The sequence below is a fragment of the Bacillus sp. 05T22 genome, assembly GCF_056396765.1.
Genome location: NZ_JBFTMC010000051.1, coordinates 1 through 20,165, shown reverse-complemented (window position 1 = coordinate 20,165; position 20,165 = coordinate 1). Strand labels below are relative to the sequence as shown.

At 35.7% G+C, this 20,165-nt stretch carries 23 protein-coding genes; 6 read left to right on the top strand and 17 right to left on the bottom strand.

Annotated features, from left to right (window positions below):
* Positions 1 to 69: 69 nt before the first annotated feature.
* The 7 genes from AC1DIT_RS16090 to AC1DIT_RS16060 all read right to left on the bottom strand — a co-directional run bounded on the left by AC1DIT_RS16090 (position 70) and on the right by AC1DIT_RS16060 (position 4,715).
* Entirely contained in the window at positions 70 to 1,008 is a 939-nt protein-coding gene (locus tag AC1DIT_RS16090; RefSeq protein ID WP_016112818.1) for a YybS family protein, read from the bottom strand.
* An 80-nt stretch (positions 1,009 to 1,088) separates the two neighbouring features.
* The gene (rpsR, locus tag AC1DIT_RS16085; RefSeq protein ID WP_000918874.1) at positions 1,089 to 1,322 is read right to left on the bottom strand and encodes a 30S ribosomal protein S18; all 234 of its coding nucleotides are present in this window, start codon (positions 1,320 to 1,322) and stop codon (positions 1,089 to 1,091) included.
* Between the two features lie 45 nt (positions 1,323 to 1,367).
* Positions 1,368 to 1,889, bottom strand: coding sequence for a single-stranded DNA-binding protein (ssb, locus tag AC1DIT_RS16080; protein ID WP_016132486.1), 522 nt, complete (start codon positions 1,887 to 1,889; stop codon positions 1,368 to 1,370).
* Positions 1,890 to 1,916: 27 nt separating this feature from the next.
* Positions 1,917 to 2,207, bottom strand: coding sequence for a 30S ribosomal protein S6 (gene rpsF, locus AC1DIT_RS16075; RefSeq protein ID WP_003209337.1), 291 nt, complete (start codon positions 2,205 to 2,207; stop codon positions 1,917 to 1,919).
* A gap of 192 nt (positions 2,208 to 2,399) precedes the next feature.
* Positions 2,400 to 3,500 carry a redox-regulated ATPase YchF gene (gene ychF / locus AC1DIT_RS16070; protein ID WP_006096782.1) on the bottom strand — a complete coding sequence of 367 codons (1,101 nt, stop codon included), beginning with the start codon at positions 3,498 to 3,500 and terminating at the stop codon, positions 2,400 to 2,402.
* Positions 3,501 to 3,615: 115 nt separating this feature from the next.
* The gene (locus tag AC1DIT_RS16065) at positions 3,616 to 3,813 is read right to left on the bottom strand and encodes a DUF951 domain-containing protein (protein ID WP_016112820.1); all 198 of its coding nucleotides are present in this window, start codon (positions 3,811 to 3,813) and stop codon (positions 3,616 to 3,618) included.
* A gap of 20 nt (positions 3,814 to 3,833) precedes the next feature.
* Positions 3,834 to 4,715: a mechanosensitive ion channel family protein gene (locus tag AC1DIT_RS16060; protein WP_016112821.1), complete on the bottom strand. Its 882-nt coding sequence runs from the start codon at positions 4,713 to 4,715 to the stop codon at positions 3,834 to 3,836.
* A 272-nt stretch (positions 4,716 to 4,987) separates the two neighbouring features.
* On the opposite strand from AC1DIT_RS16060, the gene yyaC reads away from it, so the two are divergent.
* A complete protein-coding gene (yyaC, locus tag AC1DIT_RS16055) occupies positions 4,988 to 5,584 on the top strand; it encodes a spore protease YyaC (protein WP_016112822.1) in 597 nt (198 codons plus the stop codon).
* A 20-nt stretch (positions 5,585 to 5,604) separates the two neighbouring features.
* Here yyaC and AC1DIT_RS16050 read toward each other — a convergent pair whose 3' ends face one another.
* The 10 genes from AC1DIT_RS16050 to rpmH all read right to left on the bottom strand — a co-directional run bounded on the left by AC1DIT_RS16050 (position 5,605) and on the right by rpmH (position 14,666).
* Complete coding sequence (locus AC1DIT_RS16050; protein ID WP_077294292.1) at positions 5,605 to 6,456, bottom strand: ParB/RepB/Spo0J family partition protein; 852 nt, start codon at positions 6,454 to 6,456, stop codon at positions 5,605 to 5,607.
* On the bottom strand, positions 6,449 to 7,210 hold the full coding sequence (gene soj / locus AC1DIT_RS16045) for a sporulation initiation inhibitor protein Soj (RefSeq protein ID WP_016112824.1): 762 nt from the start codon (positions 7,208 to 7,210) through the stop codon (positions 6,449 to 6,451). Before soj ends, AC1DIT_RS16050 begins: the two co-directional genes overlap by 8 nt.
* Before the next feature lie 189 nt (positions 7,211 to 7,399).
* Positions 7,400 to 8,272 (bottom strand): nucleoid occlusion protein, encoded by an 873-nt coding sequence (gene noc, locus AC1DIT_RS16040; protein ID WP_016112825.1) that lies wholly within the window; start codon positions 8,270 to 8,272, stop codon positions 7,400 to 7,402.
* Positions 8,273 to 8,377: 105 nt separating this feature from the next.
* Positions 8,378 to 9,097, bottom strand: coding sequence for a 16S rRNA (guanine(527)-N(7))-methyltransferase RsmG (rsmG, locus tag AC1DIT_RS16035; protein WP_003202571.1), 720 nt, complete (start codon positions 9,095 to 9,097; stop codon positions 8,378 to 8,380).
* Positions 9,098 to 9,118: 21 nt separating this feature from the next.
* Positions 9,119 to 11,008 (bottom strand): tRNA uridine-5-carboxymethylaminomethyl(34) synthesis enzyme MnmG, encoded by a 1,890-nt coding sequence (mnmG, locus tag AC1DIT_RS16030; protein ID WP_016112826.1) that lies wholly within the window; start codon positions 11,006 to 11,008, stop codon positions 9,119 to 9,121.
* A gap of 45 nt (positions 11,009 to 11,053) precedes the next feature.
* Complete coding sequence (mnmE, locus tag AC1DIT_RS16025) at positions 11,054 to 12,430, bottom strand: tRNA uridine-5-carboxymethylaminomethyl(34) synthesis GTPase MnmE (RefSeq protein ID WP_016112827.1); 1,377 nt, start codon at positions 12,428 to 12,430, stop codon at positions 11,054 to 11,056.
* A gap of 237 nt (positions 12,431 to 12,667) precedes the next feature.
* A complete protein-coding gene (gene jag / locus AC1DIT_RS16020; RefSeq protein ID WP_016112828.1) occupies positions 12,668 to 13,285 on the bottom strand; it encodes an RNA-binding cell elongation regulator Jag/EloR in 618 nt (205 codons plus the stop codon).
* Positions 13,282 to 14,049 (bottom strand): YidC family membrane integrase SpoIIIJ, encoded by a 768-nt coding sequence (spoIIIJ, locus tag AC1DIT_RS16015; RefSeq protein WP_016112829.1) that lies wholly within the window; start codon positions 14,047 to 14,049, stop codon positions 13,282 to 13,284. Before spoIIIJ ends, jag begins: the two co-directional genes overlap by 4 nt.
* Before the next feature lie 58 nt (positions 14,050 to 14,107).
* Positions 14,108 to 14,455: a ribonuclease P protein component gene (gene rnpA / locus AC1DIT_RS16010; protein ID WP_016112830.1), complete on the bottom strand. Its 348-nt coding sequence runs from the start codon at positions 14,453 to 14,455 to the stop codon at positions 14,108 to 14,110.
* A gap of 76 nt (positions 14,456 to 14,531) precedes the next feature.
* Positions 14,532 to 14,666, bottom strand: a complete 135-nt coding sequence (rpmH, locus tag AC1DIT_RS16005; RefSeq protein WP_000831901.1) for a 50S ribosomal protein L34 — start codon at positions 14,664 to 14,666, stop codon at positions 14,532 to 14,534.
* Positions 14,667 to 15,230: 564 nt separating this feature from the next.
* Between rpmH and dnaA the strand changes: the two genes are divergently transcribed.
* The 5 genes from dnaA to AC1DIT_RS15980 all read left to right on the top strand — a co-directional run.
* Positions 15,231 to 16,571 (top strand): chromosomal replication initiator protein DnaA, encoded by a 1,341-nt coding sequence (gene dnaA, locus AC1DIT_RS16000; RefSeq protein WP_016112831.1) that lies wholly within the window; start codon positions 15,231 to 15,233, stop codon positions 16,569 to 16,571.
* Between the two features lie 178 nt (positions 16,572 to 16,749).
* Positions 16,750 to 17,895 (top strand): DNA polymerase III subunit beta, encoded by a 1,146-nt coding sequence (gene dnaN, locus AC1DIT_RS15995; RefSeq protein WP_476998283.1) that lies wholly within the window; start codon positions 16,750 to 16,752, stop codon positions 17,893 to 17,895.
* A gap of 127 nt (positions 17,896 to 18,022) precedes the next feature.
* A complete protein-coding gene (yaaA, locus tag AC1DIT_RS15990; RefSeq protein WP_003194149.1) occupies positions 18,023 to 18,235 on the top strand; it encodes a S4 domain-containing protein YaaA in 213 nt (70 codons plus the stop codon).
* A 12-nt stretch (positions 18,236 to 18,247) separates the two neighbouring features.
* Complete coding sequence (gene recF / locus AC1DIT_RS15985) at positions 18,248 to 19,375, top strand: DNA replication/repair protein RecF (RefSeq protein ID WP_476998282.1); 1,128 nt, start codon at positions 18,248 to 18,250, stop codon at positions 19,373 to 19,375.
* A gap of 38 nt (positions 19,376 to 19,413) precedes the next feature.
* On the top strand, positions 19,414 to 20,165 hold a 752-nt coding region (locus tag AC1DIT_RS15980; RefSeq protein ID WP_476998281.1), incomplete at its 3' end, for an ATP-binding protein.

Below are 20,165 nucleotides of genomic sequence, written 5' to 3'. Positions count from 1 at the left end.
ATGCCAAAAACCTAAAAGTACGATTGGTGATGGAAGTTTCATTGATCTGATCTCATCTCTCGTTGTCACTTATTTTGGTTGTATTTTAGAACGTAACGAAAAGCCTAAATCAATTATACCTAAGATTGTTACTAGTGGAAACAACATTGGAATAATCATACATATGATACAACTGAGAATAGGGATCGCTTTTGCATAACCTTTTACATGCGCAAAGAAGGCTATAAATGAAAAACCTTGGAATAGGAGCAGCAATGAAAAGATGGCATATAGATTAGAAAATGCCATATATACATATGAATCTGATTCCACCTTCATAAATGTTGAAAGTAAAATACATACTACATAATACCAGACAATGCTTTTTGGCAATCGCATATCCCTAAACTTAGGCCATGGCTCTATCGTATACTTTAATCTCTTTAAAACATTCCCCGCTATTAATACTGTAATCCAAGAATATATTAAAGAAACCATTACAAGCAAACTTGGCAGAAGAATTCGAAGCATATCACTAAATTGCCCTAATAAATCTTTTTGCTCTTGGCTAATTGGCGCACCTGCTGCCTTCATTATTTTTTCACTTTGTTCCATTCCTTGTTTGAACATATCTTGCATTTCCTTAAGAAAATCTATGTTGAAAAATTGTATACTCGCTACATAAACTAGTACAAAATTAAGCAAATATACAAGCGTTCCTACCAATAATATTTCTGCTGGTCCTTTTTTCTTCTTATACATATATCCTAAAGAGATGCCTATTATGCCTGACATGAATGTATTCACAAGACTAAGTGGCGAACTAATAATGATAGTAACAAGAATCGATGCTCCAAACAGCATACATGTACTAGAAAACGGATACCTTACCATAAACAATAGAAAAGGCAATGGAAGTGCAAATATTGCAATCATACTTATAACAGGTACATACAAGAATGTTAAAAGTAAAACTGCATATACAGCTAACAAAACTGCCCCTTCTGTAATAAGCCTTGTACGTTTCATCTTTTACCTCCTATTTCTAAAAAGAAAAGCATAGCAAAATGCACAGTAGAGTCGGACTCTACTGTGCATTTCATACGCTATTATTCACCAACATATGGTAAAAGTGCCATTTGACGAGCACGTTTAATTGCAACTGTAAGTTTGCGTTGGTATTTTGCGCTTGTTCCTGTTACACGACGAGGTAAAATTTTACCACGCTCAGAAACGAAACGTTTCAATAAATCAACATCTTTATAGTCAATGCGAGTGATGCCGTTAGATGTGAAGAAACACACCTTACGACGTTTCGCACGTCCACCTTTGCGTCCTGCCATGTCTATTTCCCTCCATTCTTTGTTAAAAATAACCGATTTATACCATTAGAATGGTAAATCGTCGTCCGAAATATCAATCGGTTGACCTACATTTGAAAATGGATCGTCATTCTTCGTAAATCCAGAGTTACCTGAGTTACCTGAGTTACCTGAGTTACCAGATTGACCAAATGGGTTAGAGCCTTGGTTACCGTAACCAGCTCCTGATGGTTGCTGATTGAATGAACCACGTTGCTCCCCACCGCCATTACGCGGCTCTAAAAATTGTACGCTCTCCGCAAGAACCTCTGTTACATATACACGTTTACCATCTTGTCCCTCATAATTACGAGTTTGAAGACGTCCATCTACGCCTGCTAAGCTACCTTTTTTCAAATAATTCGCCACGTTTTCTGCTTGTTTACGCCATATTACACAATTAATAAAGTCAGCTTCACGCTCACCTTGTTGATTTGCAAATGCGCGATTTACAGCTAACGTGAAAGTAGCTACCGCAACACCATTGGGCGTGTAACGTAAGTCAGGGTCCTTAGTTAAACGACCAACGAGGATAACACGATTCATCAATCGAACCACTCTCCCTATATATCTTAATTATTTTTCTTCTTCTTTAACAACGATGTGACGAAGGATATCTTCGTTGATCTTAGCTAAACGATCGAATTCCTTAACAGCTTCTGCATCAGAATTTACGTTTAAGATCATGTAGAAACCGTCACGTAAGTCGTTGATTTCGTAAGCTAAACGACGCTTACCCCACTCTTTCGTGTTAATGATTTCTGCACCATTATTAGTTAAAACGCCTGCGAAGCGCTCAACTAAAGCTTTTTGAGCTTCTTCCTCCATGTTTGGACGGATGATGTACATGATTTCGTACTTTTTCATTACACTTTCACCTCCTTTTGGTCTAAACGGCCCATAATGGGCAAGGAGCAATTAATTATATAGTAATTACTCACGAGTTTAGATTATATCATAGTAAGTTAGATGAATCAACTAACCAATAAATAAAAAACTTGGCAAACATATGATACATTTGCCAAGTTTATATCCCTATTTTTCCTAGGAAATATAAAATTACACGTTAAAGCGGAAGTGCATAACATCTCCATCTTTTACGATATACTCTTTTCCTTCTAAACGTACTTTTCCAGCTTCTTTAGCTGCTGTCATAGAACCGTTCTCCATTAGATCATCATATGAAACTGTTTCAGCACGAATAAATCCACGTTCAAAGTCTGTATGGATAACACCAGCACATTGTGGTGCCTTCATACCTTTCTTAAACGTCCATGCACGTACTTCTTGTACACCAGCTGTGAAATAAGTAGCTAAGCCTAATAAATCGTATGCAGCACGAATCAGCTGATCTAAACCTGATTCTTCGATGCCTAACTCTTCAAGGAATACTTTTTTCTCTTCCTCATCTAACTCAGCAATTTCTGATTCAATTTTTGCACAAACAACAATTACTTGTGAATTTTCATTTGCCGCAAATTCTTTTACCATCTGCACATATTCATTTTCAGATGGATCCATGATATCATCTTCACTTACGTTTGCTACATAAAGCATCTCTTTCGTCGTAAGCAAATGAAGACCTTTAACAATTTTCATTTGTTCTTCTGTAAACTCAACAGTACGAGCTGGTTTTCCCGCTTCAAATGCTTCCTTTAAGCGAACTAAAATTTCGTGCTCATATACTGCTTCTTTATCCTTTTGTCTTGCTAATTTCGCTACACGTTCAATACGTTTATCAACAGATTCTAAATCTGCTAAAATCAGCTCTAAATTGATTGTTTCAATATCATCAATTGGATCTACTTTTCCTGAAACGTGTGTAATATTTTCATCTTCAAAACAACGAACAACTTGGCAAATTGCGTCTACTTGGCGAATATGAGATAAGAATTTGTTTCCTAATCCTTCACCTTTACTTGCACCTTTTACGATACCTGCGATATCAGTAAATTCAAATACAGTCGGAACAGTTTTTTTCGGTTCCACTAGTTCCGTTAATTTATTTAAGCGTTCATCTGGTACTTCTACAATCCCTACGTTCGGATCAATTGTACAGAATGGATAGTTTGCAGATTCTGCTCCCGCTTGTGTAATTGCATTAAATAATGTTGATTTCCCTACGTTAGGTAAACCAACAATCCCAGCCGTTAATCCCATATTTTTCACTCCTATGTCTCAATCTTCCATCATTATAGATAGTAACGAATAAAATGACAAGTTCCCTAAAAGTTCAAAAAAGTAACAGCTACCTGGAGCAGCTGTTACTTCTTCTCTATTCTTCATGCTTTACAAGAATTTTTTTCACCTTGCGATCAAACTCTCTTCGAGGAATCATTACCGAATGGCCACATCCCTCGCACTTAATGCGGATATCCATTCCCATACGAATAATTTTCCAACGATTTGCACCACATGGATGGGCCTTCTTCATTTCCACAACATCGTACAAGTTATATTGCTTTTGCTCCACTCTCTAAACCCCTCTCACAACTAATTTGCTTTTTCACTAACCATTTCTTCACGATTATATAAGACCATACGTGGATATGGAATTTCAATACCATGTAAATCAAGACGATTTTTAATCTCTTTACGAAGGGCTCTAGCAATAGCCATATGTTTCATTGGTTCTACTTCAGAGACAACACGTAGTACAACTTCAGATGCAGCAAGTGTTTGAATTCCTAATAATTCTGGTTTTGCTACCATTTCTTCATATCTTTCAGGTAATTCCTCTAATAAATCTTCAATTACCTGTTCTGCTCGTGCTATATCACCTTCATAGGAAATTGATATATCAACAAAAGCTACACTATTACTAATGGAAAAGTTCGTTACTTGTGTAATACCACCATTTGGCAAAATATGAATTTCCCCTGTCCAGCTTTTTATCTTTGTTGTGCGTAATCCAATTTCTAAAACTACACCTTCAAATTGGCCGATACGAACATGGTCACCTACTGAAAACTGATCTTCTAATAAAATAAACAATCCTGTAATAACATCTTTTACTAAGCTTTGAGCACCAAAACCGACCGCTAAACCGATTACCCCAGCCCCAGCTAGTAAACCTGATGCATTAATGTTAAATACGCCTAAAATCGCTATTAACATTATGAACATAACAACGTATGCCACAATGTTTTCAAGCAATTTCGCTACTGTAACTGTACGACGCTCTGAGATTTGAATTGGTGAACGACTTCCCATACGGAATGCATTTCTTACAATTGCTCTAGCAATACGTACTACTACTGCACCAAGTACTAAAATTATCAATATTTTTAATGTTGCCATTCCGACATAAGCCCAACGATCTGAATCTAATAAATATCTCTTGGTAGCTTCGAATCCTTGTGTTAATAAATCCATATACTTCTACCTCTCCGATAAAAATTTCTTTTTCATTCATTCTTTATTGTATCAGAAGTTTTCTCCATTTCTGAAAAAAATTTTATTGCTGTATTTGCATTTGTTCACTTTGATTCAGGTATAAAATGTAATGAATATATATATACTAGTACTATTATTTCCTGTTTTATAAACGGCTTGCAAAAATAAAGAACTTATAATTTTCCATATTACATTTTTTTCAATAAAACTTTACAGTGAATCATAAAATTTATCAGAAGGATGGATGATTCATGAATATAAGGAATTTCCGCTTGCCTTTTTTTGAAAAAGAATCACAAAATATTATGCATCACGATTTAGAGGCTTGTACAACAATTAGTGATTTTCTTCTCTCACATATACCTATTAGTCAAAATACCCCCCTCAGCCTAATTTGCATAGGAACAGATCGTTCAACCGGTGACGCCCTTGGCCCACTAGTCGGATCTAAACTAGAACAAATGAACATTCAAAATTTCCACGTATTCGGCACACTTGATGAACCAATCCATGCGTTAAATCTCGAAGATAAAATTCAGAATGTACAGACTTCAATTCCCGATTCTTTTATTATTGCCATTGATGCTTGTCTTGGAAAATCGCAAAGTATCGGTTCCATAACTGTTGGTGAAGGACCTAGTAAACCTGGTGCAGCAATGAACAAAAAGTTACCTGCGATTGGTGAGCTACACATACATGGTATCGTGAATTTAAATGGTTTCATGGAATTTTTTGTCTTGCAAAATACAAGATTAAGCCTCGTTATGAAAATGGCAGACGTTATTGCCCAAAGTATAAAGGAAACAGATCAAAAATTATCCGTATTAAAAAAAGCAAACCATCTATAAATAAAAAGATGGTTTGCTTTTCAGTTTTCCCCGGATAATAATTCTAAAATGCGATTTAAATCTTCCTTATCGAAAAATTCTATTTCAATTTTCCCTTTTTCTTTCTTTGTTTCTTTAATTTTTATACCTGTTCCAAACTTTTCTCTTAACAATGTTTCGCGCTCTTCGAAAAATATATTCCGCTCTCGCTTCACTGTCTTTGTTTCACGTGAAACGCGTTGATGAATCTGTTGAACAATTTGCTCTAGCTGTCTAACATTCAATCCTTCTTTTTCAATACGCTTTAATAAAGACTTTAGCTGTTCTTCATCTTTTATTGTAAGTAATGTCCGTCCATGTGCCATGGATAGACTTCCATTCGCAATCATTTCTTGAACAAATGAAGGAAGTGTAAGCAACCGAACATAATTAGCAATATATGGCCTACTTTTTCCAAGGCGCCTTGCTAATTGCTCTTGAGTTACATTCAGCTCATCCATTAGCATTTGATATGCCAAAGCTTCTTCCATTGGATTTAAATCTTCACGTTGTAGATTTTCTAACAAGGCAAACTCCATCATTTGCTGTTCATTTAATTCTCGAACGACAGCTGGCACCTTTTCAAGGCATGCTTCTTTTGCAGCACGGTATCTACGTTCACCAGCAACGATTTCATATCCTTTAATACTTTTCCTTACGATTAAAGGTTGTAAAATACCATGTTCTTTAATAGATGCTGCCAGTTCTTGAATAGCTTCTTTTTGAAAGTTTTTACGCGGTTGGTAGGGGTTTGGCCTTAATTCAGTTAGTGCAATTTCCTGAATTTTTTCTTCCTCTCTCACATCTAAATCTGGAAAAAAAGCATTAATCCCTCTTCCTAATCCTTTAGCCACCAGCAATCACTTCCTCTGCTAAATCTATATACACTTCTGCACCCTTTGATTTAGCATCGTACTGCATAATTGGTTTTCCATGACTTGGTGCTTCACTCAAACGAACATTGCGCGGAATAATAGAACGATATACTTTATCTCGAAAATATTTCTTCACTTCATCTATAACCTGAATCCCTAAATTTGTACGTGCATCTAGCATCGTTAATAGTACACCTTGAATTGCTAAATTTTTATTTAAATGCTTTTGTACAAGTCGAACTGTATTCAGTAATTGACTCAACCCTTCCAATGCGTAGTATTCACACTGAACTGGAATAATAACAGAATCTGCTGCCGTTAGTGCATTAATTGTTAATAAGCCTAAAGATGGGGGACAATCAATAATAATATAATCATATTCATTACGGATTGGCTGCAAAGCCCTTTGTAAACGAACTTCCCGGGAAATGGTCGGTACCAGTTCAATTTCAGCACCTGCCAATTGAATTGTAGCAGGTAGAACATCTAAATTTTCAGTTGCGGTTTTTTGTATAACCCCTTGAACATCAGCATCTTCCACAAGAACATTATAAATACATTGATCTAATTCCGACTTTTCAATTCCTACACCTGTCGTTGCGTTCCCTTGAGCATCAATGTCAATAAGCAATACTTTTTTTCCTACCTGTGCCAATCCAGCTCCTAGGTTAACAGACGTTGTTGTTTTCCCTACACCGCCTTTTTGATTAGCAATAGCAATGATTTTTCCCATGATGTCACCTACTTTCAACCTTTCTGTCTTATTCTGAAAATAATTATGTTTATTGTAACATGAAATAAAAATTTTTCTTTTGCATCCTTATTAAACTTCAAAATTTATTCCAAAACTCCTTCTTCATTTAGGAAGAAAAATATAAGAAAAGAGATCTCTCCAAAGGATGAGATCTCTATCAAATATGAATTATTTTTTTTTAGGAATCTTAATTGTGATCTGATAGTACTCATCAAATTCTTCTTCTTCAGAATTTACTTTCAGTCCACTATTTGTAACCATTTGTAGCGATTGTCTAATTGTATTCATTGCAATTCGCATATCACGACTTACCGCTTTCTGTTTTGCCTTACGCTTTGGTTTCACTTCTTCCAATAGCTTAGCAATACGTTCCTCAGCCTGTTTTACATTCAATTGTTTTTCTACAATTTCTTGTAAAACTTTCAACTGTAATTCTTCATTTTTTAAAGGAATAAGGGCACGGGCATGACGTTCTGTAATATTCTTTTCTAGCAATGCTCGTTTAATTTCTTCAGGCAACTTTAATAATCGCAACTTATTTGCGATTGTTGATTGTCCTTTTCCGAGCCTCTGCGCTAATGCYTCTTGTGTTAAATTATGTAACTCAATTAGCTTTTGATAAGCAACAGCCTCTTCAATTGCTGTTAATTCCTCACGTTGCAAGTTCTCAATGAGAGCAACAGAAGCTGTTTCCGTATCATTTAAGTTTTTGATAATCGCCGGAACTTTTTCCCATCCTAATTTCGTTGCAGCACGAAAACGTCTTTCCCCGGCAATAATTTCATACTTATCTTCTTCATATTTCCTGATAACAATTGGTTGAATGAGTCCATGTGTACGAATGGTCAACGCAAGTTCATCAATACGTGCGTCATCAAAAACTGTACGTGGTTGATAGCGATTGGGAATGATATTTGCTATCGGAATTTCTTGTATTTCTTCATGTACCTTTTTATCTATTTCTTCATGGCTTTCGTTTTGTAATTCGAATTCGCTCTCTTTATCTCCAAAGCCAAATAAACGAGAAAACGTATTTTTCATACATATTCCACCACCTTTGGGCCTATTGAATGTCCTACACAGAAATGTTTCCTATGAAACATTTACGTTTTCATTTATATAATTTAATCTTACGTCTAATAAGATTTATTTTTCAATAGGTAATTTATTGGGTGTCCCTGGCTTACGCGGATATTTCTTTGGTGTTTTGCGCTTTTTCACGATTGCTAAAATATTACGTTCACTTTCTTCAAATGGTAATTGGAAAGTAGAAATCTCTTTTAGTTCACCGCCAAGTATTTCTAAAGCATACTTACCATTTTCAATCTCTTCATTGGCAGCTGCACCTTTCATAGCGATAAATGTCCCACCTACTTTTACAAGGGGTAAACATAACTCACTCAATACAGAAAGACGTGCTACCGCACGCGCCATCACGATATCAAACGATTCACGTACACCTTCTTTTTTCCCAAATGTTTCAGCACGATCATGACAAAACGCAACATCACTTAGCTCTAATTTTTGGGCTAAATGATTTAAAAAATTGATACGTTTTTGCAATGAATCTACAATCGTTACTTTTAAATGCGGGAAACAAATTTTCAATGGAATACTTGGAAATCCTGCTCCTGCACCGACATCACAAATAGAAAACGGCTTTGAAAAATCATTATAAAAAGCAGCTGTAATCGAGTCGAAAAAGTGTTTTAAATACACTTCTTCTTTCTCTGTAATAGCTGTTAAATTCATTTTCTCATTCCATTCTACTAATGTTTCAAAGTAGATTTCAAATTGCTCTAATTGCCTAGGAGAAAGGTTAATTCCTCTTTCTCCTAGCATAGATTGAAATTGTTCTATGTTCATCTTGCCATATCTCCTTATTATTTATTGGTTCGATACTCGCGCAATTTTTCCTTGTTCAATATACACAAGTAAAATGGAAATATCAGCTGGATTTACTCCGGAAATACGGGATGCTTGCCCCATAGAAAGAGGACGAACATCTTTTAATTTTTGTCTTGCTTCAGAAGCGATTCCAGAAATCGCATCATAATCAATATCAACAGGAATCCTTTTGCTTTCCATTTTCTTCATACGCTCTACTTGTTGTAAGGATTTTTCGATATATCCTTCATACTTAATTTGAATTTCTACCTGCTCTGCAATTTCATCGTGTATTTCCACTTCACTTGGCGCAAGAATACGAATATGTTCATACGTCATTTCCGGACGACGTAGTAAGTCACTTGCACGTATTCCATCCTTTAATTCACTTCCACCAATACTGCGAATTAATTCTTGCACTTCAGGACGTGGTTTAATAATAATGCTTTCTAAACGTAATTTTTCTTGTTCAATCTGTTCCTTTTTCACAGTAAAACGCCCGTAACGCTCTTCTGGAATTAAGCCAATTTCGTGGCCAATTTCTGTTAAACGAAGATCGGCATTATCATGACGCAATAATAGACGGTATTCAGCACGGGATGTTAAAAGACGATATGGTTCGTTTGTCCCTTTTGTCACAAGATCATCAATTAAAACACCAATATAAGCATCTGAACGACCTAAAATAACCTCTTTCTTCCCTAGAGAGCGGCATGCTGCGTTAATTCCGGCCATAATTCCTTGTCCTGCTGCTTCTTCGTAACCAGACGTACCGTTAATTTGACCTGCTGTATATAAATTTTTAATTTTTTTCGTCTCCAGTGTCGGCCACAACTGAGTTGGCACAATTGCATCATATTCGATCGCATAACCTGTACGCATCATCTCAACATTCTCTAAACCAGGAATCGTTTTAAGCATTTCACGCTGGACATCTTCCGGTAAACTTGTTGACAAACCTTGTACATATACTTCCTGTGTATTACGACCTTCCGGCTCTAAAAAAATTTGATGACGCGGTTTATCGTTAAATCGCACCACTTTATCTTCAATTGAAGGACAATAACGTGGACCTGTTCCTTTAATCATACCAGAATACATAGCTGAACGATGCAAGTTTCGATCAATTAAACGATGTGTCTCTTCACTTGTATATGTTAACCAACATGGAATTTGATCCATAATAAATTTTGTAGTTTCAAAAGAAAATGCACGTGGTTTTTCATCACCCGGTTGAATTTCCGTTTTACTATAATCAATTGTATTGCTATTCACACGAGGAGGCGTACCTGTTTTAAATCTGACAAGATCAAAGCCAAGTTCCTCTAGATGCTCAGATAATGTGATAGATGGTTGCTGATTATTCGGACCACTTGAGTATTTTAAATCGCCCATGATAATCTCACCACGTAGGAATGTACCCGTTGTAATTACAACTGTTTTTGCTGTATATTCAGCACCTGATTGTGTAATTACACCTTTACATACATCATCCTCAACAATTAGACGCTCTACCATTCCTTGACATAATGTTAAATTTGGCGTTTCTTCAATTGTTTTCTTTAATTCATGTTGATATGAAAATTTATCCGCTTGTGCACGAAGAGCACGTACAGCCGGACCTTTTCCCGTATTTAACATACGCATTTGGATGTGAGTTTTATCAATGTTTCGTCCCATCTCACCGCCTAATGCATCAATCTCACGTACAACAATCCCTTTCGCTGGTCCACCAACAGAAGGGTTACATGGCATAAAAGCAACCATATCTAAATTAATTGTTAACATTAATGTTTTTGAGCCCATTCGTGCTGCTGCAAGCCCAGCTTCACATCCTGCATGACCTGCACCGATCACTATGACATCGTAAGAACCGGCATTGTATCCCATTATTATTCCTCCTAAAATTATCTATCCTTCTAAAACAACTATATGTTATTTTCCTAAACAAAATTGAGAAAATAATTGGTCGATTAAGCTTTCATGAACAGTATCACCAGTAATTTCACCAAGGATTTCCCACGTTCTTGTTAGATCGATTTGAACCATATCAATTGGCACACCGTTCTCTATTGCCTCAATAGCATCTCCAATTGTCTTTTCCGCTTGTGTTAATAAACCGATATGTCTCGCATTAGAAACATACGTCATATCTGCTGACTCAATTGTTCCTTCAAAGAATAGATCTGCTATCGCTTTTTCTAGCTCATCTACACCTTTTTCTTCAATTAGCGACGTTGTGATCATACGATTTTTACCTGCTAATTCTGTAACACGTTTCATATCAATTTGCTTTGGTAAATCTGTTTTATTTACAATGACAATAAAGTCTTTTCCTTGCACTGCACGGAATAAGCCTTCATCTTCATTTGTTAATGCTTCACTATAGTTTACTACAATTAGAACTAAATCAGCCTGTCCCATCATTTCTTTTGATCGTTCTACACCGATTCGTTCAACAATATCTTCAGTTTCACGGATTCCCGCCGTATCAATAAGTTTAAGTGGCACACCACGCACATTGACATACTCTTCAATTACATCGCGTGTTGTTCCTGCTATATCTGTCACAATCGCCTTTTTCTCTTGCACGAGACTATTTAATAACGAGGATTTCCCAACGTTCGGTCTTCCGATAATTGCCGTTGCAATTCCTTCTCGTAAAATTTTCCCTTGCTTAGATGTCTCCAATATTGTTTTAATTTCACCGCGAACATGTGTGGCTTTTTCAATTAAAATATTGTGCGTCATTTCTTCGACATCATCGTATTCTGGATAATCTATATTTACTTCTACATGAGCTAATGTTTCTAAAATTTCCTGACGAAGGCGACCGATTAATTTAGATAATCGCCCTTCCATTTGATTCATTGCTACGTTCATCGCTCGATCTGTTTTCGCACGAATCAAATCCATTACAGCTTCTGCTTGCGATAAGTCAATACGCCCATTTAAAAATGCACGCTTTGTAAATTCACCCGGTTCTGCCAAACGCACTCCTTGAGCCAAAATAAGTTGTAATACTTTATTTACAGAAACAAGACCACCGTGACAATTGATTTCTACAATATTTTCACGCGTAAATGTCCTTGGCGCTCGCATAATTGATACCATTACCTCTTCGATAACTTGATCTGTATCTAAATCAACAATATGACCGTAGTGAATCGTATGAGAAGAAACTGCCGTTAAATCTTTCCCTTTAAAAATGCGATTGACCTTTTCAATCGCATCCTCTCCACTTACTCGAACAATGGCAATTGCCCCTTCCCCAAGTGCCGTGGAAATTGCAGCAATTGTATCAAAATCCATGTCCTTTCACCTCACTTGCTTATTTCTCTCTATTTCAACATGATTTTTTCCTTCACTAAACTATTAGGATACCATAACGAACCTATCTACAAAAGAATAATAACTCATTTTATTATGTCCTCATGTAAAAAACACTAAACTTATTCACAGTGGATAAGTTTAGTGTTTTTTAGTTATCCACAATCTATTTTTCATAAATTAACAAGAAAAAAAACCGGTACTCGAATGAGTAACCGGTTATTTGGAAGATATTACAACATGTCGATGTGGTTCTTTCCCTTCGGAAGTTGTAATTACATTTGGATGATTGGACAATGCTTGATGAATAATTTTTCTCTCAAAAGAAGGCATTGGTTCTAACACAACATTTTTTTTAGTTACCGTTACCTGTTTTGCTAATCGATAAGAAAGCGATTCTAACGTATCTTTCCTCTTACTACGATAGTTTTCAGCATCAATTGTGATACCAATATATTGCTTTGTAGTGCGATTCGCAACAAGTTTTGTTAAATATTGTAAAGAATTTAATGTATGTCCTCTTTTTCCGATCAATACCCCTACATCTTTTCCAAAAAGTGTAAACTCAATTTCTCGCCCCTTTACATTTTTCGTAATCATCACATCCACACCCATTTCCTGAACAACACTTTGTAAGTATTGCTCAGCTTCTTGAATGGGATCTTTCTTCATTACAACTTCCACGATAGCTGGACGATTCCCTATAAAACCTAGAAATCCTCTCTTTCCCTCATCAATCACATTCACGTCTACTTGATCCCTTGAAACTTTTAATTGTCTTAAAGCATCTTGTACTGCCAGCTCGACTGTTTGTCCTTTAGCAGTAATTATACTCACTTGCTTGATCCTCTTGCCTTACTAGCCTTAATTTCAGGCCCTTTGATCATATACATTTGAGCGATACCAAAGATGTTACCAACTACCCAATATAGTGATAATGCTGCTGGGAAGTTAATTGCAAAGACTAAAATCATGATTGGCATAAGCCAAATCATCATTGCCATTTGTGGATTTTGTCCAGCAGTACCTGCCATTGCAAGTTTTTGCTGAATAAATGTTGTGATTGCCGCAACAATTGGAAGGATATAGTACGGATCCGCATGTCCTAAATCAAACCATAAGAAGCTATGTTGCTTAATCTCTGCCGTTCTCATAATTGCATGGTAAAATGCGAATAAAATTGGCATTTGAATAAAAATTGGTAAACAACCCGCTAATGGATTTACACCGTGTGTTTTATACAACTGCATCATTTCTTGTTGTAACTTTTGCTGCGTTGCTTGGTCTTTAGAACTATATTTCTCTTTTAACTTCGCCATTTCTGGTTGCAATGCTTGCATTGCCTTCGTACTCTTCGTCTGCTTAATCATTAATGGTAACAATGCAAAACGAATGATAAGAGTTGTGACAACAATCGCTAAACCATAATTACTACCAAATAAGTTTGCAAAATATGTGATTAACTGAGAAAGCGGGTATACGAAATATTCATTCCAGATCCCTGTACTTTTCGGTGTAATCGGCTGATTCGTTTCATTACAGCCAGTAGCAATTGCCATTAAAGCAATAACCATGACTAGTAATCCTATCTTTTTTTTCACAGCCTGCTCCTCCTTGTTTCGGTATGTATATATTGTAATTCATTTTCCTTTTCCTACGCTACTTGTTTGTTATTTTAATACCAGAGCGCTTAAAGGCATGAATTAAGCTTTTCTTCAATTGTTCGTATGTCATATCTGCACAAGGCTTCCTTGCTATTATAACAAAATCTTTTCCAGAATCTATCTCATCTTTTAATTCTGCAATCGATTGGCGAATCATACGCTTAATTCGATTACGTACTACTGCATTTCCTAACTTTTTGCTAACGGAAAGACCAATGCGAAAGTATGATTGCTCCGCTTTTTCAAGCTGATAGACCACAAACTGACGATTTGCATTTGATTTTCCATTTTGAAAAACAGCCTGAAATTCATCATTTTTCTTTATACGATTTTTTTTCTTCATATCAATTGACACTCCTGTATTTCATCAGTGGAAATTCATTATTACTAGAAAAAAAGACCACTGAACGATCAGTGGTCTACGCAGATAATACTTTTCTTCCTTTACGACGACGAGCTGCTAGCACTTTACGTCCGTTCGCTGTGCTCATACGGCTGCGGAAACCATGTACTTTGCTGCGCTTACGTTTATTTGGTTGGTAAGTTCTTTTCATTATATGACACCTCCCTGAGGAATATCTGTTAAAGACAGTCTTATAAATTATAGTTAATCAACTAGGAAAATGTCAATGGTTCTCCAAATTTTCATCAAATATTCATTTTGAACCTATTCACAATTTATTTCACAGCTGTTTTATTTCTTTGTGGATAATGTATTTTTCATTTTTTTGTATCCACAAATTTTTTTTTCACTTTTACACAGTATATCGTATTGTGGACAAGTTTATTCCACAAGGTATTGATTTTGTGGATAACTTTCTGAAATTCATTGCTATCGCTATCTTTTTTTGATATTATAGTTGTGTTTTCACCTTGGACAAGTTTTCCACAAGTTTAATTTATCCACAAATTGTGCATAACATGTGGACAGTTATAATCACATGTGGGTAAATAGTTGTCCACATTTGTGTTTTTTGTCGAAAACTCTATCTCGTATACAAACGACGTTTTTAGGTTTTAAAATACGTTTCGTATAAATATACATTTTTGTTATTTCAGGGTTGTACAATTGTTGCACAACCTTATTCTTTTACCATCTTTGTAAAGGAGGGACACCTTTGGAAAATATCTCTGATTTATGGAATAGTGCTTTGAAAGAACTAGAAAAAAAGGTCAGTAAACCAAGTTATGAGACATGGTTGAAATCAACCAAAGCACATGCTTTGAAAAAAGATATATTAACGATTACAGCTCCAAATGAATTTGCTCGTGACTGGCTAGAATCTCATTATTCAGAGCTAATTTCAGAAACACTTTATGATTTAACAGGAGCAAAGCTAGAAATTCGCTTTATTATTCCCCAAAGTCAAACTGAAGAGGAGATTGACTATCCTCCTGCTAAAAAGAAAAGAATAAATGATGAGTCTAATCACTTACCACAGAGCATGTTAAATCCAAAATACACGTTTGATACATTTGTTATTGGCTCTGGGAACCGTTTTGCTCATGCAGCTTCATTAGCAGTTGCTGAAGCACCGGCTAAAGCATATAACCCGCTATTTATTTATGGGGGAGTCGGGCTTGGAAAAACACACTTAATGCATGCAATTGGTCATTATGTCATTGAACATAATCCGAATGCTAAGGTTGTTTATCTGTCATCAGAAAAATTTACAAATGAATTTATTAACTCTATTCGTGATAATAAAGCTGTCGATTTTCGTAATAAATACCGTAATGTCGATGTCTTGCTTATAGATGATATTCAATTTCTTGCTGGAAAAGAACAAACACAAGAAGAGTTCTTCCATACATTTAATGCGCTACATGAAGAAAGCAAGCAAATTGTAATCTCAAGCGACCGACCGCCAAAAGAGATCCCGACATTAGAAGATCGCCTTCGCTCCCGTTTTGAGTGGGGACTTATTACAGATATTACACCGCCAGATTTAGAGACGAGAATTGCGATTTTACGAAAAAAAGCGAAAGCAGAAGGCCTTGATATCCCAAATGAAGTCATGCTCTATATCGCAAATCAAATCGACTCGAACATTCGTGAACTAGAAGGTGCACTTATTCGAGTTGTTGCTTATTCATCTTTAATTAATAAAGATATTAATGCGGATTTAGCTGCCGAAGCACTTAAAGATATTATTCCAAATTCTAAACCAAAGATTATTTCTATTTATGATATTCAAAAAGCCGTTGGAGATGTTTTTCAAGTTAAACTAGAAGACTTTAAAGCAAAAAAACGCACAAAATCAGTCGCATTCCCTCGCCAAATTGCAATGTATCTATCACGTGAGTTAACAGATTCATCTTTACCTAAAATTGGTGAAGAATTTGGTGGACGTGATCACACAACAGTCATCCATGCGCACGAAAAAATTTCAAAACTATTAAAAACTGATACACAACTACAAAAACAAGTTGAGGAAATCAATGATATTTTAAAGTAGTAGCTGAATAGTGTGAATAACTTCCCTTGTTTTACACACAGTCTATCCACATGTAGATAGACTGTTTTTCCGTCTCTAAATGGAGTTATCCACATATCCACAAGCCCTATTACTATTACTACTATTTTTTTATATTTATTAAATAAATAAAATCTTATACTTGCCGGAGGTTTTCGCTATGCGTTTTACAATTCAAAAAGACTATCTTGTAAGAAGTGTACAAGATGTAATGAAGGCAGTTTCCTCTCGTACAACTATTCCCATACTTACAGGAATTAAAGTTGTAGCAACTGAAGAAGGTGTTACATTAACAGGAAGCGATGCTGATATTTCGATTGAATCTTTTATTCCAGTTGAAGAAAATGGAAAAGAAATTGTTGAAATTGCACAATCGGGGAGCATTGTTTTACAAGCAAAATATTTTAGTGAGATCGTAAAAAAATTACCAAAAGAAACAGTAGAAATCTCTGTGGAAAATCATTTTATGACAAAAATAAAATCTGGAAAGTCAGAGTTTAATCTAAATGGTTTAGATGCCGCTGAATACCCATTATTACCGCAAATTGAAGAACATCATGTATTTAAAATCCCGACAGATTTACTAAAACATATGATTCGTCAAACTGTATTTGCGGTTTCAAGTTCTGAAACTCGTCCGRTCTTGACAGGTGTAAACTGGAAAGTATATAACAGCAAATTGACTTGTATTGCAACAGATAGTCACAGGTTAGCACTTCGTAAAGCAAAGATTGAAGGTCATACAATTTCTGATGAATTTCAAGCGAATGTTGTTATCCCTGGTAAAAGTTTAAATGAATTGAGCAAAATTCTAGATGAGTCTGAAGAAATGGTGGATATTGTCATTACGGAGTATCAAGTATTATTCCGAACTAAACATTTATTATTCTTCTCAAGGTTGTTAGAAGGGAATTACCCGGATACAACACGTTTAATTCCGGCAGAAAGTAAAACCGACATATTTGTAAATACAAAAGAGTTTTTACAAGCAATTGATCGTGCTTCTTTACTAGCAAGGGATGGTCGCAATAATGTTGTAAAATTATCGACATTAGAACAACAAATGCTAGAACTTTCTTCAAATTCACCAGAAATCGGAAAAGTAGTAGAGGAAGTTCAATGTGAAAAAATAGAAGGGGAAGAATTAAAAATCTCCTTTAGTGCAAAATATATGATGGATGCATTAAAAGCGTTAGACAGTACAGAAATTAAAATTAGTTTTACTGGAGCGATGAGACCATTCTTAATTCGTACAGTAAATGATGATTCTATCATCCAATTAATTTTACCAGTTCGTACTTACTAAGCGAGAGTGAGGGTTACTAGTTTGAATATGCTAGTGGCCCTTATTTGATTTTCGGGGTATTACTTTCCTAATGCAGGTTTATTTAGTACAATGAAAGAATGAACACTTTCAGAAAGTGAGCGATTTTATGAAACGTATTAAGATTTCAACTGAGTACATTACACTGGGACAATTTTTAAAGTTAGCTGATGTAATTGATACAGGCGGTGCTGTTAAATGGTTCTTACAAGAGTACGAAGTGTATGTCAATCAAGAGCTTGAAAATAGAAGAGGCCGAAAGTTATATGCAAATGATATTGTTGAAATTCCGGGGAACGGAACATTTCAAGTTCAAGCATAAAGGGGGAGCCCTTTGTATATTAAAGAATTACAATTAAAAAATTATCGCAATTATGAATATCTGGATCTCTCCTTTGAGGATAAAGTGAATGTAATTATTGGTGAAAATGCTCAAGGGAAAACGAATTTGATGGAAGCTATTTATGTATTAGCGATGGCCAAGTCTCATCGAACTTCGAACGATCGTGAACTTATCCGGTGGGATGAGGATTATGGTAAAATAAAAGGTAGATTACAAAAGCGAAACAGTTCCTTGTCTTTAGAATTAAATATTTCTAAAAAAGGGAAGAAGGCAAAATTAAATCAACTAGAACAACAAAGGTTAAGCCAATATATTGGTGAAATGAATGTTGTTATGTTTGCCCCAGAAGATTTAAATCTTGTAAAAGGAAGCCCTCAAGTACGAAGACGCTTTTTAGATATGGAACTTGGACAAATAGCTCCTGTCTATTTGTATGAGTTAAGTCAATATCAAAAAGTGCTCACGCAGCGAAATCACTTGCTAAAAAAAATGCAAGGGAATAGTAAAAATGAGGAAACGATGTTGGATGTATTTACACTGCAACTCATTGAACATGGTGCGAAAATTTTGCGAAAACGTTTTGATTTTCTGCATTTATTACAAGAATGGGCTGCTCCAATCCATCGCGGCATTAGTAGAGGATTAGAGGAACTAGAAATAGTCTATAGACCGAGCGTAGATGTATCAGAATCAATGGATTTGTCGAAAATAAAAGAAGTATACTATGAAAGTTTTCAATCTGTGAAACAACGTGAAATTTTTCGTGGTRCAACTTTAATTGGTCCTCATCGTGACGATTTACAATTCTTCGTTAATGATAAAAATGTTCAGGTCTTTGGTTCACAAGGGCAACAACGAACAACCGCACTTTCCCTAAAGTTAGCTGAAATTGAATTGATTTATTCAGAGGTTAGAGAATATCCAATCCTCTTATTAGATGATGTATTATCAGAGTTAGATGATTATCGTCAATCACATCTTTTAAATACAATTCAAGGAAAAGTGCAAACATTTGTGACAACGACGAGTGTCGACGGAATTGAACACGAAACGTTAAAGCAAGCGAAAACAATTCATGTAACGAACGGCACGGTAGATTGTGAAATAGACAGAACATAATTTCTGTTTAAATGGAAAAGTAGGTGATCTTTGTGTCAATGGAACAAAAGCAAATGCAGGAAAATTCATATGATGAAAGTCAAATACAGGTACTTGAGGGACTGGAAGCAGTTCGAAAACGACCAGGTATGTATATTGGATCTACAAGTGGGAAGGGTCTTCATCACCTTGTATGGGAAATTGTAGATAATAGTATTGATGAAGCGTTAGCAGGATACTGTGATGAAATTAATGTTAGCATCGAAGAAGATAATAGTATTCGTGTGACGGATGATGGTCGTGGTATTCCAGTTGGTATACAAGAAAAAATGGGACGTCCTGCTGTAGAGGTTATTATGACTGTACTCCACGCAGGTGGTAAATTTGGCGGTGGCGGTTATAAAGTTTCCGGTGGTTTACATGGTGTGGGTGCATCTGTTGTAAATGCTCTATCAACAGAGTTAGAAGTATTTGTACATCGTGAAGGTAAAATTCATTATCAAAAGTATGAACGAGGTATCCCAGCCGCAGATTTAAAGGTAATTGGTGAAACAGATCATACAGGAACAATAACTCGTTTTAAGCCAGATCCAGAAATTTTTACAGAAACTACGGAATACGATTTTGATACATTAGCAACACGTATGCGTGAACTAGCATTTTTAAATCGTAATATTAAATTAATAATTGAAGATAAACGCGAAAATAAGCAGAAGAAAGAGTTCCATTATGAAGGTGGAATTAAATCTTATGTTGAGCATTTAAACCGCTCGAAGCAACCGATTCATGAAGAACCTGTATATGTAGAGGG